The 20,811-nt window shown below is 66.5% G+C and carries 8 protein-coding genes; 5 read left to right on the top strand and 3 right to left on the bottom strand.

From position 1 onward, the window contains the following. Positions 1 to 61 precede the first annotated feature (61 nt). Complete coding sequence (locus tag ACF8R4_RS11590; protein ID WP_392492435.1) at positions 62 to 13,015, top strand: non-ribosomal peptide synthetase; 12,954 nt, start codon at positions 62 to 64, stop codon at positions 13,013 to 13,015. A gap of 71 nt (positions 13,016 to 13,086) precedes the next feature. On the opposite strand, the gene dsbG is transcribed toward ACF8R4_RS11590, so the two are convergent. From dsbG to dsbD, 3 genes are read right to left on the bottom strand one after another with little or no spacing between them, the layout of a single operon-like run. Further along, complete coding sequence (gene dsbG / locus ACF8R4_RS11585; RefSeq protein WP_223624336.1) at positions 13,087 to 13,845, bottom strand: thiol:disulfide interchange protein DsbG; 759 nt, start codon at positions 13,843 to 13,845, stop codon at positions 13,087 to 13,089. A 1-nt stretch (position 13,846) separates the two neighbouring features. After that, positions 13,847 to 14,683: a TlpA disulfide reductase family protein gene (locus ACF8R4_RS11580; protein WP_060501190.1), complete on the bottom strand. Its 837-nt coding sequence runs from the start codon at positions 14,681 to 14,683 to the stop codon at positions 13,847 to 13,849. Further along, the gene (gene dsbD / locus ACF8R4_RS11575; RefSeq protein ID WP_392492432.1) at positions 14,683 to 16,395 is read right to left on the bottom strand and encodes a protein-disulfide reductase DsbD; all 1,713 of its coding nucleotides are present in this window, start codon (positions 16,393 to 16,395) and stop codon (positions 14,683 to 14,685) included. Before dsbD ends, ACF8R4_RS11580 begins: the two co-directional genes overlap by 1 nt. A 219-nt stretch (positions 16,396 to 16,614) precedes the next feature. Here dsbD and ACF8R4_RS11570 point away from each other — a divergent pair, with 219 nt between their 5' ends. The 4 genes from ACF8R4_RS11570 (at position 16,615) to ACF8R4_RS11555 (ending at position 20,789) form a co-directional block, all read left to right on the top strand. Beyond that, positions 16,615 to 17,196 (top strand): NTP transferase domain-containing protein, encoded by a 582-nt coding sequence (locus ACF8R4_RS11570; RefSeq protein ID WP_164524861.1) that lies wholly within the window; start codon positions 16,615 to 16,617, stop codon positions 17,194 to 17,196. A gap of 46 nt (positions 17,197 to 17,242) precedes the next feature. Further along, entirely contained in the window at positions 17,243 to 17,926 is a 684-nt protein-coding gene (locus ACF8R4_RS11565) for a response regulator (protein ID WP_392492430.1), read from the top strand. Continuing rightward, positions 17,923 to 19,245, top strand: coding sequence for an ATP-binding protein (locus tag ACF8R4_RS11560; RefSeq protein WP_060501184.1), 1,323 nt, complete (start codon positions 17,923 to 17,925; stop codon positions 19,243 to 19,245). The genes ACF8R4_RS11565 and ACF8R4_RS11560 overlap by 4 nt, the downstream gene beginning before the upstream one ends. A gap of 152 nt (positions 19,246 to 19,397) precedes the next feature. After that, positions 19,398 to 20,789, top strand: a complete 1,392-nt coding sequence (locus ACF8R4_RS11555) for an aspartate aminotransferase family protein (protein WP_060501182.1) — start codon at positions 19,398 to 19,400, stop codon at positions 20,787 to 20,789. The last annotated feature ends 22 nt before the right edge of the window (positions 20,790 to 20,811 follow it).

The following is a 20,811-nucleotide window of genomic DNA, read 5'->3' as shown; positions in this document are numbered from 1 at the left end:
TGCCCGCCCACGTTCGCGCCGCAGCCGGCCCGCCCCACCCAGACACTGGCAGGAACACCCCATGACGGACGCCTTCGAACTCCCGCTCTCGCTGGTCCAGGCCCTGGCGCAACGCGCCGCCCAGACCCCGGACAAGGTCGCCTTGCGCTTTCTGGCCGACGCCCCCGGCGAGCAGGCCGTGCTCAGCTATCGGGACCTCGACCAGCGCGCCCGCACCATCGCCGCCGCCTTGCAGGCCCGTGCCGGCTTCGGCGACCGTGCGGTGCTGTTGTTCCCCAGCGGCCCGGACTACGTGGCAGCGTTCTTCGGCTGCCTGTATGCCGGCGTGATCGCGGTACCGGCGTATCCGCCAGAGTCCGCGCGCCAGCACCACCAGGAGCGTTTGCTGTCGATCATCGATGACGCCGAGCCACGTCTGTTGCTGACCGTGGCGGCACTGCACGGCAACCTGCAGGGCCTGGAAGCCCTGGCAGCGGACAACGGCCCTGAGCTGCTGGCAGTGGATAGCCTGGACCCGGCGTTGGCCGCGAACTGGCGCGAACCTACGCTGAAAGGCGATGACATCGCCTTCCTGCAATACACCTCCGGCTCCACCGCGTTGCCCAAGGGCGTGCAAGTCAGCCATGGCAACCTGGTGGCCAACGAGCAGTTGATTCGCCAAGGCTTCGGCATCGATCTCAACCCCGACGACGTGATCGTCAGCTGGTTGCCGCTGTACCACGACATGGGCCTGATCGGCGGCCTGTTGCAACCCATCTTCAGCGGAGTGCCGTGTGTGCTGATGTCGCCGGGCTACTTCCTGGCCCGGCCACTGCGCTGGTTACAGGCCATCAGCGAGTACGGCGGCACCATCAGCGGTGGCCCCGACTTTGCCTACCGCCTGTGCAGCGAACGGGTCAGCGAGGCCGCGTTGGCCGGGCTAGACCTTAGCCGCTGGCGCGTGGCCTATTCCGGCTCCGAACCGATCCGCCAGGATAGCCTGGCCACCTTCGCCGACAAGTTCCAGGCCTGCGGTTTCGATGCGTCCAGTTTCTTCGCCAGCTACGGCCTGGCCGAAGCCACCCTGTTCGTCAGCGGCAGCCGCCGCGGCCAGGGTATCGCCGCGCTGGAGCTGGACGCCGAAGCCTTCGCCGCCAACCGTGCCCAGCCGGGCCAGGGCAGCGTGCTGATGAGCTGCGGCTACCCGCAGCCTGGGCACGCCGTGCGCATTGTCGAGCCGCAGCAGCTGCAGGTACTGGGCGACAACCAGGTGGGTGAAATCTGGGCGGGTGGCCCAAGCATCGCCTTGGGTTACTGGCGCAACCCCGAAGCCAGCGCACGCACTTTTGTCGAAATGGACGGCCAGACCTGGCTGCGCACCGGCGACCTGGGCTTCATGCGCGAGGGCGAGGTGTTCGTCACCGGGCGCCTGAAAGACATGCTGATCGTGCGTGGGCAGAACCTCTACCCGCAGGACCTGGAGAAAACCCTCGAGCGTGAAGTTGAAGTATTGCGCAAAGGGCGGGTGGCCGTGTTCGCCGTCGAGCATCAGGGCGAGGAGGGCATCGGCGTGGCGGTGGAGATAAGCCGCAACGTGCAAAAGGCAATAAAGCCTCAAGACCTGATCAAGACCCTGCGCCAGGTAATCGCCGATGCCTGCCGCCAGGCCCCGGCCGTGGTCCTGCTGCTGAACCCCGGCGCGCTGCCCAAGACCTCCAGCGGCAAGCTGCAGCGCTCGGCCTGCCGCCTGCGCATGGGCGATGGCAGCCTGGACTGCTATGCCCGCTTCCCGGATGTGAGCGAAGCCGCTACGGGCGCGGGTGCTGCCGATGAACTGCAGGCACGCATCGCTGCGGTGTGGCGCGACATCCTCAAGGTCGAGGCGATTGCGGCCGACGACCACTTCCTGCTGCTGGGCGGCAACTCCATCGCCGCCACCCAGGCCACCGCCCGACTGGCCGATGAGCTGGGTATCAACCTGAGCCTGCGCACCCTGTTCGAAGCGCCGGTGCTGGCCGATTACAGTAGCGCTGTGGCGTCGGTCATCGCGCAGGGCGCTGCCGAAACCGCCACTATCGCAACGCTGGAACGCGGCCAGGCCTTGCCCCAGTCGCTGGCGCAAAACCGCTTATGGCTGATGTGGCAGTTGGCGCCACAATCGGCGGCCTACAACATTCCGGCCGGCCTGCAGCTGCGTGGCGAGCTGGACGAAAGCGCGCTGGAGGCTGCCTTTCAGGCGCTGGTGGCACGCCACGAATCCCTGCGCACCGTCTTCAGTGAAGAAGACGGCCAGGCCCTGCAGCGCATCCTGGCGCAACAGCCGTTCAGCCTGCACCGCCTGGACCTCGAAGGCCAGTCCGCCGAGCAGGTCAGCGCCCAGCGTGAAGCCGAAGCCCGCCAGCCGTTCGACCTGACCCAGGGCCCGCTTCTGCGCGTGACCCTGGCCCGGCTGGACGATGAAGACCACCAGCTGTGGGTGACCTTGCACCACATCGTCGCCGACGGCTGGTCGCTGAACATCTTGCTGGATGAATTCGCCAGGCTGTACGCCGCCTGCTGCCAGGGCCTGGAGGCCAACCTGGCGCCGCTGACCCTGGGTTACGCCGACTATGGCACCTGGCAGCGACAATGGCTGGCCGACGGTGAAGCCGAACGCCAATTGCAGTACTGGAAGGTACAGTTGGGCGGCGACCTGCCGGCGCTTGACCTGTGCACCGACCACCCCCGCGCCAGCCAGCGCGAGCACAGTGCTTCACGTTTCAATCTGAAGGTGCCGGCCAAGCTCACCGAAGCACTCAAAGGCCTGGCCCGCGAACAGCAGGCCAGCCTGTTCATGGTCCTGCTGGCCGGCTGGCAGGCGCTGCTGCACCGCTACAGTGGCCAGGCCGACATCCGCGTCGGCGTGCCCAACGCCAACCGCCCGCGCCTGGAAACCCAAGGCCTGGTCGGCTTCTTCATCAACACCCAGGTGCTGCGCGCACAGCTCGATGGCCGCCTGCCGTTCACGCAGCTGCTGGCCCAGGTGCGCCAAGCCACCCTGGAGGCCCAGGCCAACCAGGACTTGCCGTTCGAACAGCTGGTCGAAGCCCTGCCCGAAGCGCGCGAACAAGGCCTGTTCCAGGTCATGTTCAACCACCAGCAGCGCGACCTGTCGGCCTTGCGCCGCCTGCCGGGTCTGTTGGCCGAGGAGCTGCCGTGGCACAGCCGCGAAGCCAAATTCGACTTGCAGCTGCACAGTGAAGAAGACCACCAGGGCCGCCTGAGCCTGGCCTTCGACTATGCCGCCGAGCTGTTCGACACCAGCACCGTCAAACGCCTGGCCCATCACTTGCTGGCGCTGCTGGAGCAAGTGAGTGCCGCGCCACAGCGGGCCTTGGGTGAGGTGCAATTGCTGGACGAGGCTGGCCGAGCGCAGCTGCTGAGCTGGGGCCAGGCACCGGCCATCGCGCCGCAACGGCTGCTGGTCGAGCAGCTTAACGAACAGGCCCGCCTGACCCCGCAGCGCACAGCGCTGGTCTGGGACGGCGGCAGCCTCGACTACGCCGAACTGCACCAGCAGGCCAACCGCCTGGCCCATTACCTGCGTGACAAAGGCGTCGGCCCCGACACCTGCGTCGCCATTGCCATCGAGCGTTCGCCGCAGTTGCTGGTTGGCCTGCTGGCCATCCTCAAGGCGGGCGGCGCTTACGTGCCGCTGGATGTCGATTACCCGACCGAACGCCTGGCCTACATGCTCACCGACTGCAACGCCGGCCTGCTGCTGAGCCACAGCAGCCTGCTGGGCAAGTTGCCGCAGGTCGACGGCGTCAGCGCCATCGCCCTCGACCAGTTGCACCTGGACAGCTGGCCCAGCCACGCGCCAGGCCTGCAGCTGCACGGCGACAACCTGGCCTACGTGATCTACACCTCCGGCTCCACCGGCCAGCCCAAAGGCGTGGGCAACACCCATGCGGCACTGGCCGAACGCTTGCAGTGGATGCAGGCCACCTATGCGCTGAATGACAGCGACGTGCTGATGCAGAAGGCGCCGATCAGCTTCGATGTATCGGTATGGGAATGCTTCTGGCCGCTGGTCACCGGTTGCAAGCTGATACTGGCCGGCCCCGGCGAGCACCGCGACCCGCAGCGCATCGCTGCGCTGGTACAGGCCAATGGTGTGACCACGCTGCACTTCGTGCCGCCGCTGTTGCAAGTGTTTGTCCAGGAGCCGCAGGTGGCCGCCTGCAACAGCCTGCGCCGCGTGTTCTCGGGCGGCGAAGCGCTGTCTGCCGCCTTGCGCGACCGCGTATTGCAAGTGCTGCCACAGGTGCAACTGCACAACCGCTATGGCCCGACCGAAACCGCCATCAACGTCACCCACTGGCACTGCCAGGTGGCCGATGGCGAGCGCTCGCCCATCGGCCGCCCGTTGGGCAATGTGCTGTGCCGCGTGCTGGACGATGAGCTGGAACTGACGGCCCCCGGCGTACCGGGCGAGCTGTACCTCGGTGGCGCAGGCCTGGCCCGTGGCTATCTGGGCCGCCCCGGCCTTACCGCCGAACGCTTCGTGCCCCAGGCCGACGGCAATGGCGAACGCCTGTACCGCAGCGGCGACCGCGCCCGCTGGCAGGTTCAGCTTGAGGCCCTGGAGTACCTCGGTCGCCTCGACCAGCAGGTGAAGGTGCGCGGCTTCCGTGTCGAGCCGGAGGAAGTACAGGCCTGCCTGCTGGCCCAGGCCGGTGTCGATCAGGCACTGGTACTGATTCACAAGGATGCTGTCGGCGCGCAACTGGTCGGCTACTACAGCGGCAGTGCCCAACCCGCCGGGTTGCTGGCGGTGCTGGCTGAACAACTGCCCGCCTACATGGTGCCGGCGCAACTCATCCCGCTGGCACAGATGCCACTGGGCCCCAGCGGCAAAGTCGACCGCAAGGCGCTGCCGGCCCCGGTGTGGCAGCAACGCGAACACGTCGAGCCAAAAACCGAGCTGCAACAGCAGGTCGCTGCCATTTGGCGTGAGGTGCTGAACCTGCCGCGTGTCGGCCTGCAGGACGACTTTTTCGCCCTGGGCGGGCATTCGCTGCTGGCCACCCAGATCGTCTCGCGCAGCCGCCAGGCTTGTGACGTCGAACTGCCACTCAAGGCCTTGTTCGAAGCCAGCGAGCTGGGCGCGTTCTGTGCCGAGATCGCACGCATCCGCGCCGCCGGCGAGCGCAACCTGCAAGGCGAAATCGCCCGTGTCGACCGCAGCCGGGCCGTGCCGTTGTCGTATTCGCAGCAGCGCATGTGGTTCCTCTGGCAAATGGAGCCGGACAGCCCGGCCTACAACGTCGGCGGCATGGCGCGCCTGCGCGGCACCCTGCATGTAGACGCCTTCGAGCGTGCACTGCAGGCGCTGATCGTGCGCCATGAAACCCTGCGCACCACGTTCCCCAGCATCGACGGTGTGCCGTACCAGTGCGTGGCCGAAGACAGCGGCCTGCAGCTGGACTGGCAAGACTTCAGCGCCTTGCCCGCCGATACCCGCCAGCAACGCCTGCAACAACTGGCCGACGACCAGGCGCACCAGCCGTTCGACCTGGAGCGTGGCCCGCTGCTGCGCGCCTGCCTGGTCAAGACCCAGGAGCGTGAGCACTTCTTCGTGCTGACCCTGCACCACATCGTCACCGAAGGCTGGGCCATGGACATTTTCGCCCGCGAACTGGGCGAGCTGTACGAGGCCTTTGTCGATGACCGCGAATCGCCGCTGGCGCCGCTGCCGGTGCAATACCTGGACTACAGCGTGTGGCAACGGCAGTGGCTGGAAAGCGGCGAGGGTGCCCGCCAGCTGGATTACTGGAAGGCCCGTCTGGGCGACGAACACCCGGTGCTGGCATTGCCCGCCGACCGCCCGCGCCCGGCCGTGCAGAGCCACCGTGGCGAGCTGTACCGCTTTGAGCTCGACCCAGCATTGGTCGCTCGCGTGCATGCCTTCAACAGCCAGCGCGGCCTGACCCTGTTCATGACCATGACCGCCACCCTGGCCGCCTTGCTGCACCGCTACAGTGGCCAGCGAGACCTGCGCATCGGCGCGCCGGTGGCCAACCGCATTCGCCCGGAAAGCGAAGGCCTGATTGGCGCCTTCCTCAACACCCAGGTGCTGCGTTGCGAGCTGGACGGGCAGATGACCGCCAGCGACCTGCTGGAGCAGATGCGCCAGGCCGCCATCGAAGGCCAGTCGCACCAGGACCTGCCGTTCGACCAGCTGGTCGAGGCCTTGCAGCCACCGCGCAGCAGTGCCTACAACCCGCTGTTCCAGGTGATGTGCAACGTGCAGCGCTGGGCCTTCCAGCAAAGCCGTACGCTGGCCGGCATGCAGGTGGATTACCTGGTCAACGACGCCAGCGCCACCAAGTTCGACCTTTATCTGGAAGTGACCGACCTCGACGGCCGCCTGGGCTGCTGCCTGACCTACAGCCGCGACCTGTTCGACGAGCCACGCATCGCACGCATGGCCGAGCACTGGCAACAACTGCTGGTCGGTCTGCTGGACAACCCGCAACAGCGCCTGTGCGAGCTGCCGATGCTGAGCCGCGCCGAGCAGCAGGTGTTGGTGGGGCAGTTGCAGGGTGAGCAGGCCTTCGACCTTGACCACACGCTGCATGCCCTGTTCGCCACCCAGGCGGCCCGTACGCCGCAGGCAGGTGCACTGACCTTCGCCGGCCAGCACATGACCTACGCCGAACTCGACCAGCAGGCCAACCGCCTGGCCCGCGCCTTGCGTGAGCGCGGTGTCGGCCCGCAGGTACGCGTGGGTCTGGCGCTAGAGCGCTCGCTGGAAATGGTCGTCGGCCTGCTGGCCATCCTCAAGGCGGGGGGCGCCTATGTGCCGCTGGACCCAGAGTACCCGCTCGACCGCCTGCGCTACATGATCGAGGACAGCCGCATTGGCTTGCTGATCAGCCAGCGCGAGCTGCTGCAAACCCTGGGCGACCTGCCCGAAGGCGTGGCCCGCTGGAGCCTGGAAGACGATGCCGCCAGCCTTTCGGCCTACAGCGATGCACCGCTAAACAACCTCAGCCTGCCGCAGCACCAGGCCTACCTGATCTACACCTCCGGCTCCACCGGCAAGCCCAAGGGCGTGGTGGTCAGCCACGGCGAATTCGCCATGCATTGCCAGGCGGTGATCGCCGCATTCGGCATGCGCAGCGATGACTGCGAGCTGCATTTCTATTCGATCAACTTCGACGCGGCCAGCGAGCGCCTGTGGGTGCCGCTGCTATGCGGTGCCCGCGTGGTGCTGCGCGCTCAGGGGCAGTGGGGCGCCGAAGAGATCTGCCAGCTGGTACGTGATCAGCAGGTAAGCATTCTGGGCTTTACCCCCAGCTATGGCAGCCAGTTGGCCCAATACCTGGGCGGGCAAGGCGAACAACTGCCGGTGCGCCTGGTGATTACCGGTGGCGAAGCGCTGACTGGCGAGCACCTGCAGCGTATTCGCCAGGCCTTTGCGCCGCAGCAGTTCTTCAACGCCTACGGCCCGACCGAAACCGTGGTCATGCCGCTGGCCTGCCTGGCGCCAGAAACGCTGCAGGCAGAGCTGGGCAGCGTGCCGATCGGCCGCGTCATCGGTAGCCGCACGGCCTACATCCTCGACGAAGATCTGGCCTTGCTGCCACAGGGCGGCATTGGCGAACTGTATGTCGGCGGTGCCGGCTTGGCCCAGGGCTACCACGACCGCCCGGGCCTCAGCGCCGAGCGCTTCGTCGCCGACCCGTTCAGCACTGAAGGCGGGCGCCTGTACCGCACCGGCGACCTGGTGCGCCTGGGCACGGATGGCCTGGTGGAATACGTCGGCCGTGCCGACCAGCAGGTGAAGATTCGCGGCTTCCGCATCGAGTTGGGCGAAATCGAAAGCCGCCTGCAGGCGCATGCCGACGTCGAAGAGGCTGTGGTGCTGGCCCTCGACCTGCCTGGTGGCAAGCAGCTGGTGGGTTACCTGGTGTGCAAGCAGGCCGCTGCCGGTAGCGAGGCGCAAAGCCTGTTGCGCGAAGCAGTAAAGGCTGATGCCCGCCAGCACCTGCCGGACTTCATGGTGCCTGCGCACCTGGTGCTGCTCGAAAGCCTGCCGCTGATGGGTAACGGCAAGCTCGACCGCCGTGCCTTGCCGCTGCCCGATCTGGAGCAGGCCCGCCAGCAATACCAAGCCCCCGGCAACGAAGTGGAGGCGCAACTCGCGCAGATCTGGCGCGATGTGCTCCATGTTGCCCAGGTTGGCGTGCAAGACAACTTCTTCGAACTGGGCGGCGACTCGATCCTGTCGATTCAGGTGGTCAGCCGGGCCCGTCAGGCCGGCTTGCAATTCACCCCGCGCGACCTTTTCCAGCACCAGACCATCCAGATCTTGGCTGAGGTGGTTCAGCGCAGCGAAGCTGCCAGCACCATCGAACAGGGCGAGCGCCAGGGCCAGGTCGGCCTGACGCCGATCCAGCACTGGTTCTTCGACAGCGAGGTGCCGCAGCCGCAGCACTGGAACCAGGCGGTGTTGCTGGAAGCGCGTCAGCCGCTGGATGAGGCTGCGCTGGCGCAGGCCTTGGCCGCACTGGTCCAGCACCACGACAGCTTGCGCCTGCGTTTCAGCGAGGCCCATGGCCGCTGGCAGGCCGAGTATGCCCAGCCAGCCGCCGAGCAACTGCTGTGGACCGCCACTGTCGCCGACTTCGCCGATTGCCAGGCGCTATACACCGATTTGCAGCGTAGCCTCGACCTGCAACAGGGCCCGCTGCTGCGTGCCTTGCTGGTGCGTGACGGGCAGGGCAGCCAGCGCCTGTTGCTGGCGATTCATCACCTAGTGGTCGATGGCGTGTCCTGGCGGGTGCTGCTTGAAGACCTGCAGGCGTTGTACCGTGGCCAGCCGCTGCCGGCCAAGACCCACGCCATGGGCGACTGGGCCGCGCGCCTGGCCAGCTACGCGGGCAGCGATTCGCTGCGTGACGAACTGGGCTGGTGGCAAGGCCAGTTGGGTGGCGTGCGCCGCGAGTTGCCGTGCGATCACCCGCAAGGTGGCAACCTGCACCGCCACGCCCGCACCCTGGCCATCGGCCTGGATGTGGAGCAGACTCGGCAACTGCTGCAACAGGCTCCGGCGGCCTACCACACCCAGGTCAACGACCTGCTGCTGACGGCGCTGGCGCGAACCTTGTGCCGCTGGAGCGGCGATGAGGAGGTGCTGGTGCAGCTCGAAGGCCATGGCCGTGACGGGTTGTTCGAAGACATGGACCTGACCCGCAGCGTCGGCTGGTTCACCAACGCGTATCCGCTCAGCCTGCGCCCACAGTCAGGCGAGGACGATGCGGCGCGGGCCGGTTCGATCAAGCGCATCAAGGAACAACTGCGCCAGGTGCCGCACAAAGGCCTGGGCTATGGCGTGCTGCGCTACCTGGCCGACCCGCAAGTGCGCGAGCAGATGGCGGCCTTGCCGCAGGCGCGCATCACCTTCAACTACCTGGGCCAGTTCGACCAGCAGTTCGACCGCGCGGCGCTGTTCCAGCCGCTGGAAGCCCCGGCCGGCTTGGCGCATGACCTCGATGCTCCGCTGCCCAACGGGTTGAGCGTCGATGGCCAGGTGTATGGCGGTGCCTTGCAACTGCGCTGGACGTTCAGTGCCGAGCGCTACGACGAGCGCACCATCGCTGCCTTGGCCGAAGCCTACCGCCAGGAACTGCTGGCGTTGGTCGCCCATTGCCTGGCCGATGGCAACGGCAGCTTCACTCCGTCGGACTTCCCGCTGGCACACCTTAGCCAGGAGCAGATCGATGCGCTGCCCGTGCCAGCGGCACAGATCGAAGACGTCTACCCGCTGACGCCAATGCAGGAAGGCATGCTGCTGCACACCCTGCTGGAGCCCGGCACGGGTCTGTACTACATGCAGGACCGCTACCGCATCAACAGCGCCCTGGACCCCGCGCGTTTCGCCCAGGCCTGGCAGGCCGTGGTGGCACGCCATGAAGCGTTGCGCGCATCGTTCAGCTGGAACAGTGGCGAGGCGATGCTGCAGATCATCCACAAGCCGGGCAGCCTGGCGGTGGACTATCAGGACTGGCGCGGTCTCGCGGACGATGCTCAGGAGCAGCGCCTGCAAGCCCTGCACAAGCAGGAGCGTGAGGCCGGGTTCGCCCTGCTCAGTGAGGCGCCGTTCCACCTGCGCCTGGTGCGCGTGGCCGACGAGCGCTACTGGTTCATGATGAGCAACCACCACATCCTGATCGATGCCTGGTGCCGCTCGCTGTTGATGAACGACTTCTTCGAGGTGTACCAGGCCCTTGGCGAAGGCCGTCAGGCCCAGCTACCGGTGCCGCCACGTTACCGCGACTACATCGGCTGGCTGCAACGCCAGGGCCTGGACGACGCACGCGCCTGGTGGCAGGCGAACCTGGCCGGTTTCGAGCGCGCCACTGCCATCCCGAGTGACCGCCCGCTGCGCCATGACCACGCCGGCAGCGGCATGGTGGTGGGTGATTGCTACACCCGCCTTGACGTCAGTGATGGCGTGCGCCTGCGCGAACTGGCCCAGGCCCACCAGCTCACCGTCAACACCTTCGCCCAGGCGGCCTGGGCCTTGGTGCTGGCGCGTTACAGCGGCGACCGCGATGTGGCCTTTGGCGTGACCGTGGCCGGGCGCCCGGTGAGCATGCCGCAGATGCAGCGCACCGTCGGCCTGTTCATCAACAGCGTTGCCTTACGCGTGCAGTTGCCGGTAGCCGGTGAGCGCCGCAGTGTGCGCCAGTGGCTGCAAGGCCTGCTGCAAAGCAACATGGAGCTGCGCGAGTACGAATACCTGCCGCTGGTGGCGATTCAGGAGTGCAGCGAGCTGCCTAAAGGCCAGCCGCTGTTCGACAGCCTGTTCGTGTTCGAGAACGCCCCGGTGGAAACCGCCGTGCTCGATCATGCCCAGCACCTGAATGCCAGTTCCGATTCGGGCCGTACCCACACCAACTTCCCGCTGACGGCGGTGTGCTACCCGGGCGACGACCTTGGCCTGCACCTGTCGTTCGACCAGCGCTACTTCGACTTCCCAACCGTCGAGCGCTTGCTGGCCGAGTTCAAGCGCCTGCTGCTGGCGCTGGTGCAAGGCTTCGACGGCGAGGTCAGCGAACTGCCGCTGCTGGGTGCAGAAGAACAGCGCTTCCTGCTGGAGGACTGCAACCGCACTGAGCGGGCTTATCCGCTGGAGCAGAGCTACATCGCGCAGTTCGAAGCACAGGTGGCTGCGCACCCGGAACGTACCGTCGCCCGCTGCCTGGAAGCGTCTTACGACTACGCCGGGCTGAACTTGGCGGCCAACCGCCTGGGCCACGCCTTGGTCGCGGCAGGCGTGAAGGTGGACCAGCCGGTGGCACTGCTGGCCGAGCGCGGTTTGCCGCTGTTGGGCATGATCGTCGGCAGCTTCAAGGCCGGTGCGGGCTACCTGCCACTGGACCCGGGCCTGCCGGCGGCGCGCCTGCAAAGCATCATCCAGCTCAGCCGTACCCCGGTGCTGGTGTGTAGCGCGGCCTGTGCCGAGCAAGGCCGGCAGTTGCTGGGCGAACTGGAGGCTGCGCTACGGCCACAGTTGCTGGTGTGGGAAGACATCCAGGCAATCCCGGTTGCCAGCCATAACCCTGGCATTCACAGTGGCCCGGACAACCTGGCCTATGTGATCTACACCTCAGGCTCCACCGGCCTGCCAAAAGGGGTGATGGTGGAGCAGCGCGGCATGCTCAACAACCAGCTGAGCAAGGTGCCGTACCTGGCGCTGAGCGAGCAGGACGTGATCGCCCAGACTGCCTCGCAGAGCTTCGATATTTCGGTGTGGCAGTTCCTCGCTGCACCGTTGTTCGGGGCCAAGGTGGAGATTGTGCCGAACGCCATCGCCCATGACCCGCAGGGCCTGCTGGCACATGTGCAGGCGACCGGCATCACCGTGCTGGAAAGCGTGCCATCGCTGATTCAAGGCATGCTGGCCAACGACCACCAGGCCCTCGACGGCCTGCGCTGGATGCTGCCGACCGGCGAAGCCATGCCGCCGGAGCTGGCGGCGCAGTGGCTGCAACGCTACCCGCACATTGGCCTGGTCAATGCCTACGGGCCGGCAGAATGTTCCGATGACGTGGCGTTCTTCCGTGTCGATGCTGCGTCAACCCAAGGCAGCTACCTGCCTATCGGCACACCGACCGACAACAACCGCCTGTACCTGTTCGGCGAAGACCAGGCGCTGGTGCCGCTGGGTGCGGTGGGCGAGCTGTGTGTTGCAGGGACTGGCGTGGGCCGTGGTTATGTCGGCGACCCGGTGCGCACCGCCTTGGCGTTCATTCCTCATCCTTTCGGATCGCCGGGCGAGCGCCTGTACCGCACCGGCGATCTGGCTCGGCAGCGCCCGGACGGTGTGCTGGAATACGTCGGGCGCATCGACCACCAGGTGAAGATTCGCGGTTACCGCATCGAGCTGGGCGAGATCGAAGCGCGCCTGCACGAACAGGCAGAAATCCGCGACGCTGCGGTGGGCGTGCAGGAAGGCGTCAATGGCAAGCATCTGGTCGGTTACCTCGTGGCCCACCAGGGTATCGCCGCTGACGCCGGGTTGCTGGAGCAGGTAAAGCAACGCCTGCGTGCCGAGTTGCCGGAATACATGGTGCCGCTGCACTGGGGCTGGTTCGACCACCTGCCGCACAACGCCAATGGCAAGCTCGACCGCAAGGCGTTGCCAGCCATCGACATCGGCGGCCAGCACAGCCAGGCCTATCAGGCGCCGCGCAACGCGCTGGAGGAAGTGTTGGCCGGTATCTGGGCCGATGTGCTCAAGGCCGAACGGGTGGGGGTGCACGACAACTTCTTCGAGTTGGGCGGGCATTCGTTGCTGGCCACGCAAATTGCCTCGCGGGTGCAGAAACAGCTGCAACTGAACGTGCCACTGCGGGCGATGTTCGAGTGCAGCACGGTGGAGGAGCTGGCCGAGTATGTGCAGGGGCTTCAGGGCAGTGCGCTGGATGACGACAAGGTCGACCGGCTTAGTGACCTGATGGCTGAGCTTGAGGGGCTCTAAAGTGATTGGCTAGCCTGTACTGGCCTCTTCGCGGGCACGCCCGCGAAGAGGCCGGTACAGGCAACCGCCGATCAGCGCTTACCGAGAATCTTCCCAAGCATCTCTGGCCGAGGTGCCCCTTGCTGGCTCTGCAAATTGCCCTGTTCATCCTGATAGAAAATCGCCGGGGTTGCCTGCAACCCCATCTCTTCCATCAATGCCATGTTCGCCGCCAGCTTCTGCTGCACGGCCTCCGGCACCTGCTCCAGTGCCTTCAGCTTGCTGGCCTTGCCGGCTTTTTCATGCGCTTGCAATGCCTTGGCCGGGTCTTTCGCCGCCAGCAGGGCTGCCGATTTGCCCGGGCTGTCCTCGCGGATGATGCCGACCATGATGTGGCGCAACTGCACCTTGCCCGATTCCACCCAGGGCCGTGCCTGTTCCCAGAACATATTGCAGTACGGGCAGTTGGGGTCGCTGAACAGGTACACCTTGCGTGGCGCATCGGCCTTGCCGTCGGCAATCCACGCGGTTTTCTCCATCTTCGCCCAGATTTCCTTGCTCATCGGCGCATACACCAGCTTTTCCAGCGGTTCGGCGCTCAGGTCCTTGCCTTGTTCGTCGAACAGGCTGCCGACCAGCACATGCTTGCCGTCGGGGGTGAGGTACAGGGCCAGGGCGTTGTTCTGGTACTCGGCGGCGTAACCGCGCAGGCCGTTGGGCGCATCGAAGCTGCCTTTGATCACAGCGCCCTTGGCTTGCAGTTGCTGAACGGCCTTGGGCAGCTCTTCGGCCTGCAAGGCGGGGGCGGCCAGCAGGGCCAGGGACAGAAGCAGCAGGGCAGTCAGTCGCATGTCAGTTTCCTTGTGCGGCAGGGGCGGGCGCGGTGGCCCGGTCGAAAGGCTCCAGGGCGTGGCGCAGGCTGGCCCGGGACAGCTCGCCCAGGTGGCTGCCAACCAGCCGCCCGTCGGCGTCGTAGAACAGGGTGGTGGGCAGGGCCATGGAACCGACGCGCTGGGCCAGCAGGCCGGTGCCGTCGAACAGCACGTGGGTCAGGCTCAGGCCGGTGGTGGCAAGGAAGGTGCTGACGTTTTCCGGGGTCTCGCCCTGGTTGACGAACAGGAAGGTCACGTGCGGATAGTCGCTTTGCGCCTGTTGCAGCACCGGCATTTCCCGGCGGCAGGGCGGGCACCAGGTGGCCCAGATGTTGATCACCAGCGGCTTGCCACGGTAGCTGTGCAAGGCGACGGATTGGCCGCCAGCGTTGCGCAGGCTCAGTTCCGGCAGCTCGGTGCCTTTGCTGTACAGGTGCCCGCCCAGGCTGGCCAGGCCCCAGAACAACGCACCACTGAACAGCGCCCAACCGAGCGGGCGGCGCAGGCCCGGTTGGCGCCAGCCTTGCCACAGGGCAGCGAGGACGATACCGGCCAGGCCCGACCAGAACAGGAAGCCACCGTCGCGAATGTCGATGATCTGCAACGGCTCATCGCGGTACATCGGCCAGTAGGCCAGCACGAAGCCTGCGCGGGCAGCCAGCACGCCGATCAGGAACAGGTTGAACAGTGCCGACTCCGGGCTTTCGCCACCGCGCCGGGCGACCCACCAGCCGACCACGCAGGCAATCCCCAGGGCGGCGAGCATCAGCAGGTGGTTGAGGGCCATGGTCAGTGGCCCGAGGGTTACGGTCAGCATCAGCCTTGGCTCCTGGTCTGGGCCCAGTGTTGCTGGAACACAGCGGTGTCGACTTCACCGGTGATACGCCGCGCTCGGCGCTCGTCGCCCTCCGGGCCGATCCAGATGATGCTGGGCGGGCCGGGTACCTGGTAGCGTTGCAGCAGGGCTTTGCTGGCCGGGCTGTCGGCGGTCACGTCCAGGCGCAACAGGTGCACGCCGGCCAGGCTGGCCTGCACATCGGTGCGGGCGAACACCTGCTTTTCCATGACCTTGCACGACACGCACCAGTCGGCGTAGTAGTCGAGCATCACCCACTGGCCACGGGCCTTTGCCGCTTCCAGTTCACGTTGCAGGTCTTCGGGGCGGCTCACCGTGACGAAGCTGTCCTCGGCATGCTGACCAGCAACTGGCGCACCACCACCGGCGAACGGTTGCAGCGGCTGCCAGAGATCGTCGCCACCTGCTGCGGCGCCTACCAGCAACAAGCCGCCCCACAGGGCACCCAACAGTGGCACAGCGCGCAATGCTGGCAGACGCTGCAGGGCCGGCCAGCTGGCCCAGGCCAAGGCGATGAGCCAGGCGCCACTCAGCGCCAGCAGCAGGGTGGCGGGCAGCAGGCTGCGCACGGTGTACAGCGCCATGGCCAGGAACACGAAGCCGAACACGCCCTTGACCCGCTCCATCCAGGCGCCCGGACGCGGCAGGTAGCGGTTGCCCAGGGTCACCAGCAAAAGCAGCGGTACGCCCATGCCCAGGCCAAGGCTGAACAGCACCAGCGCGCCTTGCAACACGTCGCCGCTTTGGGCGATGTACAGCAGCGCCCCGGCCAGTGGCGCGGTCATGCACGGGCCAAGCAGCAGGCCGGACAACGCCCCCAGCAGTGCAGCGCCATACAGGTTGCCGCCACGGGTGCCTTGCCCGGCGCGGTCCAGGCGGTCCCGCAGGGCGGCGGGCAATTGCAGTTCGAAGGCGCCGAACATCGGCAGGGCCAGCAACACGAACAGCCCCGCCAGGCTGCCCAGCAGCCAGGGTTGCTGCAGCCAGGCTTGCAGGCTGGCCCCCAGCAGCGCGGCAACCACGCCCAGGGCGGCGTACACCAGCGCCATGCTTAGTACATACACCCCGGCCAGCAGCCAGCCGCGCCGGGCGCTAGCGCCGTTGCCCAGTACCAGCCCGGCAAGAATCGGCAGCATTGGCAGCGAGCAGGGGGTAAAGGCCAGCAGCAGGCCAAGGCCGAAGAACGCCAGCAGGCTCCAGGCCAGGCGGTCCTGTTGCAGGCCGCTGGCCAGCGCCTGGTCGCCGGCTTGCTCGGCGGCAGGCGCCACACCGCCACCCAGGTCGATTTGCGTGGTTTGCGGCGGGTAGCACAGGCCGGCGTCGGCACAGCCCTGCCAGCCCAGGCGCAATTGCCCCTGGGCATTGGCGGGCAGCAGCAGCTCAAGCTGGTCGCGGTACACCGCGCTGTCACCAAAGAACTCGTCATGGTGGTTGAGCGCCGGCGGCAGCTGCGGGTGCTGGTCGGCGGGCAAGCCGTCGAACTTCAGGCGCTTCTGGTACAGGTAGTAGCCCGGCTTGATCTGGAAGTACAGGCGCATCTGGCCATCGGCCTGGCGGTCGTGGGTGAGCACGAAGGCCTGGTTGACCGGTAAAAAGTCAGGTTTGACGTCGAACGGGTTGGCCTGCAAGGGGCCGGCCAGCAACAGTGTCAGGAAGAGCAGGAAAACGCGCATGTCTTCGCCTTGGTAGATCCAGGAATGGGGTCATGCTGGCTGGAGTCGATTAACCCAAGGTTAACCCCTTTTCAACGGATACGAATTGTGGCCCCCTGTATATCGGTCCTGAATCCCTGCGATTCGTCGCGCTGAAGGCGGAGCAAACGTGCAGCATTGTGAACGAAAGGGGGTATGCCGGGCGTTGCAGTGGCTTGGCAAGCGCCAGAAGGTCGCGCCGTGAGCGTCATGGCGCTGGTGTTGGCGGCTGGCAGCAGCACGCGCTTCGGTTCCGACAAGCGCCGGGCAACCCTGGCCGATGGCCGCAGCCTGTTGGCGCACAGCGTGGAGCGGGCCAGGGCGGTGTTCGACGAGGTGCGTGTGGTCTTGCGTGAGGGGGAGCGTGGGGAGGATTTCGGGTTGCCTGCCGGTTGCCGGGTAATCGGCAGCCCTGATGCCGCGTCCGGTATGGGGCATAGCCTGGCTGTCGGGGCACGGTCGCTTCACGACAGCCAGGCACAGGCGGTAGCGATTTTGCTGGGTGATATGCCATGTATCGACCCGGCAACCCTGCGCCGCCTGGCCGAGGCCGCCAATGCGTCCCGTATCGTGCTGCCACGCCACGCAGGGCAGCAGGGGCACCCGGTGATCTTCGGGCGGGATTTCTGGCCGGCGCTGGGGCAACTGCATGGCGATGGAGGGGCGCGCTCGGTGGTGCATGCCCACCGGGGTAGCTGTGTGGTGGTCGAGGTGGAAGATGCAGGGGTATTGCTGGATGTCGACACGCCGCAGGGCCTCGCTTGGTTCATAATCCCACCTTAATCCGCCCAAGGTGCAATGCCAGCCACACCACTCCGGGAGCCCCACCATGCACGTTCTGCTCTGCGAGGACGACGACCTGATCGCCGCCGGCATCTGCGCCGGCCTTACCGCCCAGGGCCTGACCGTTGACCGGGTGGGTAACGCCGCCGGTGCGCGGGCGATGCTGCAGGCCGCGCAGTTCGATGTGATGATTCTCGACCTCGGCCTGCCCGACGACGACGGCCTGAAACTGCTGCGCCGCCTGCGTCAGCAGGGCGAAACACTGCCGGTACTGGTGCTCACTGCCCGTGATGCCGTCACCGACCGCGTCGATGGCCTGCAGGCCGGTGCCGACGACTACCTGCTCAAACCCTTCGACCTGCGCGAGCTGGCCGCTCGTCTGCACACGCTGCTGCGGCGGGTGGCGGGGCGGGCGGTGAATGTGATCGAACACGGCCCGTTGCGTTACGACCCCAGCAGCTGCGAGGCGACCCTGGCCGGGCGGCCGGTCGACTTGTCCCGCCGCGAGCAGGCCCTGCTCCAGGCATTGCTGCAGAACCCCGGGCGGGTGTTGTCCAGCGAACAACTGAAAGACTGTGTGTACGGCTTTAGCGACGAAGTCGAGAGCAACGCCCTGAACGTGCATATCCACCACCTGCGGCGCAAGCTGGGCAACGGCATCGTCGAGACTGTGCGTGGCCTGGGTTACCGCCTGGGCCCGGCGCAGGCGCCGGAAGAGGCCGCATCATGAGCCTGCGGGTACGCCTTAGCCTGATCCTGGGCAGTGCTTTTGTGATCATCTGGGTGCTGGCCGCTGCGTGGATGCTGCGTGACCTGCGCCAGCAGATGATGTTTTCCCTCGACCAGCGCCTGGTGGCGTCGGCGCGTATGGTCGCCGGGCTGATCGACCAGTTGCCGCAGCCGCTCACCGCCAAGGGCGGGGAGGCGCACATTTCTGCCGACCAGTTCAGCGTGCCGGACGGCATGGCCTGCCAGGTCAGCTCGCTGCGTGGCGAGATCCTTGCCAGCAACCACAAGCACGATGGCGCCATGGACGATGAGCGCAGTGGCTTCCGTGACCAGACGATCGACGGTGCACTGTGGCGTACCTTCACCTACAACCATGGTGATGTGCGCATCACCACGGCTGACCGGCACATGGAGCGTGAGGCGCTGAACCAGTCGATTCTGCTGGCGGCATCTGCACCGGTGCTGATGGCCCTGCTCGGCAGCCTGGGGTTGTTGTGGATTGGCCTGGGCAAAGGCCTCGAGCCGCTCAACCGCATGCGCGATGCGCTACGGCGAAGGCGTGCCGATAGCGTCGAGCCACTGCAGGTGGCAGGCATGCCCAGCGAATTGCAGCCGTTGCTGGAAACCCAGAACCAGCTGTTCCTGCGCATTGCCCAGACCCTCGAGCGCGAGCGGCGCCTGACCGACGATGCCGCCCATGAGCTGCGCAGCCCGCTGACCGCGATCAAGACCCACCTGCAAGTGGCGCGCATGACCGACGGTACCGTGCGCGAGCAGGCGCTGGAGCATGCCGAACAAGGGGCCGACCGCATGCATCGCACGCTGGAACAGTTGCTGATGCTGGCGCGGGTGGAAGGCAGCCTGTCGTTCGAAGATGGCGTGCAGTGCAGCGCCGAACAGGTGGCCCGGCAGGCGGTGCAGGACGCCGGTGGCGGCGATAACCGGCGCATCGTGCTGCGTTTGCCTGAAGAAGCGACGCAGATCTACCTGGGCATGCCGGCCCCCTTGGCGGTGGCCGCGCTGCGCAACCTGCTGGACAACGCCCTGCGCCATGGTGGCGACGAGGCAGTGGAGCTGGAGGTGCAGATGGCCGACGGGCAGGTGGGGTTCATGGTGCGCGACCATGGGCCGGGGATTGCCGACGCCGACCTTGAGCACCTGACCGAGCGCTTTTGGCGTAATGGACAGAGTGGTGGGTGCGGGTTGGGGTTGGCAATTGTGCAGGCGATCGTGCAGCGGTGTGCCGGCAGCTTGCGCTTCGACAGCCGTAGCGATGGGTTGCGGGTGCTCTTGCAAGTACCGGCGCGCTCGGCCGGTTGATCTTCACTGCCTGTGCTGGCCCTTTCGCGGTTTTACCCGCGAAAGGGCCGGCGCGGGCTAAGTAAAATTCAGTAACAACCGCTAAATCCTCCCGGCACTCAAGCGTTTTCCAAGCGATAACTGCCCATTCGCTTGTTTGCGAGGATTTACCCATGTCCACCGCTTCCAGCCTTGCCCAGGTTGCACCGGTCAGCGCGTCGCAACCTTTGTACGAATTTACCGAATCGCCCCTGCTGCAACGCCAGCAACAACAGGAGTCCAACGCCCGAAGCTACCCACGGCGCATTCCGCTGGCGCTAAAGCGCGCCCGTGGCATCTACGTGGAGGATGTCGAAGGCCGCCAGTTCATCGACTGCCTGGCCGGCGCCGGCACGTTGGCGTTGGGCCATAACCACCCGGTGGTGGTCGAGGCGATCCAGCGGGTACTGGCCGATGAGTTGCCCCTGCATACCCTGGACCTGACCACGCCGGTCAAGGACCGCTTCGTCCAGGACCTGTTCGGCATCCTGCCCGAGGCGCTATGCCGCGAGGCCAAGGTGCAGTTCTGTGGCCCGACTGGCACCGATGCGGTAGAGGCAGCGCTGAAACTGGTCCGCACGGCCACCGGTCGTAGCACCGTGCTGGCGTTCCAGGGCGCTTACCATGGCATGAGCCTGGGGGCGTTGAGCCTGATGGGCAGCCATGGGCCGAAGCAGCCTTTGGGGGCCTTGCTCGGCAATGGCGCGCAGTTCATGCCGTACCCTTACGACTACCGCTGCCCGTTCGGCCTGGGTGGCGAAGCCGGGGTGAAGGCCAACCTGCATTACCTGGAAAACCTGCTGCTCGACCCGGAAAGCGGTGTGCCGCTGCCGGCGGCAGTGATCCTGGAGGTGGTGCAGGGTGAGGGCGGGGTGATTCCGGCCGATATCGAATGGCTCAAGGGCGTTCGCCGCATCACCGAGCAGGCCGGTGTGGCGCTGATCGTCGACGAGATCCAGAGCGGTTTTGCCCGTACCGGGCGTATGTTCGCCTTCGAGCATGCCGGCATCGTACCGGACGTAGTCACCTTGTCCAAGGCCATTGGCGGCAGCCTGCCGCTGGCGGTGGTGGTGTACCGCGACTGGCTGGACACCTGGAAGCCGGGCGCGCATGCCGGCACCTTCCGGGGCAACCAGATGGCCATGGCGGCGGGTTCGGCGGTAATCAACTACCTGGTGGAACACCGCCTGGCCGACCACGCCGAGGCCATGGGGCTGCGCTTGCGCAGGCACCTGCAGCAGTTGCAGCGCGATTACCCGCAGCTGGGCGACATTCGCGGGCGTGGGTTGATGCTCGGCGTGGAGTTGGTGGACCCGCAAGGTAAGCGGGATGCGCTTGGCCAGCCGCTGGCCAACCGCGATCTGGCGGCCAAGGTGCAGCGAGAGTGCCTGAAGCGTGGGCTCATTCTGGAGCTGGGTGGGCGGCATGGCGCCGTGGTGCGTTTCCTGCCGCCGTTGATCATCAGCGGCGAGCAGGTCGATGAAGTGGCGCAGCGTTTTGCCGAGGCGTTCATCGCGGCAGTCTGACCGAAAGCCGGGGGCGCACAAC

Origin of the sequence: Pseudomonas sp. FYR_2, assembly GCF_043106425.1 — a bacterium.
In the GTDB taxonomy this organism is placed as follows: Bacteria; Pseudomonadota; Gammaproteobacteria; order Pseudomonadales; family Pseudomonadaceae; genus Aquipseudomonas; species Aquipseudomonas monteilii.
Note: the sequence above shows the minus strand (reverse complement) of the source record. Positions and strands in the feature narration are given on the sequence as shown.

Coding starts and splice junctions, on each gene's coding strand:
- ACF8R4_RS11560 (WP_060501184.1), top strand. CDS start 17,923: ATGAGCCTGCGGGTACGCCTTAGCCTGATCCTGGGCAGTGCTTTTGTG.
- ACF8R4_RS11580 (WP_060501190.1), bottom strand. CDS start 14,683: ATGCTGACCGTAACCCTCGGGCCACTGACCATGGCCCTCAACCACCTG.
- dsbD (WP_392492432.1), bottom strand. CDS start 16,395: ATGCGCGTTTTCCTGCTCTTCCTGACACTGTTGCTGGCCGGCCCCTTG.
- ACF8R4_RS11555 (WP_060501182.1), top strand. CDS start 19,398: ATGTCCACCGCTTCCAGCCTTGCCCAGGTTGCACCGGTCAGCGCGTCG.
- ACF8R4_RS11565 (WP_392492430.1), top strand. CDS start 17,243: ATGCACGTTCTGCTCTGCGAGGACGACGACCTGATCGCCGCCGGCATC.
- ACF8R4_RS11590 (WP_392492435.1), top strand. CDS start 62: ATGACGGACGCCTTCGAACTCCCGCTCTCGCTGGTCCAGGCCCTGGCG.
- dsbG (WP_223624336.1), bottom strand. CDS start 13,845: ATGCGACTGACTGCCCTGCTGCTTCTGTCCCTGGCCCTGCTGGCCGCC.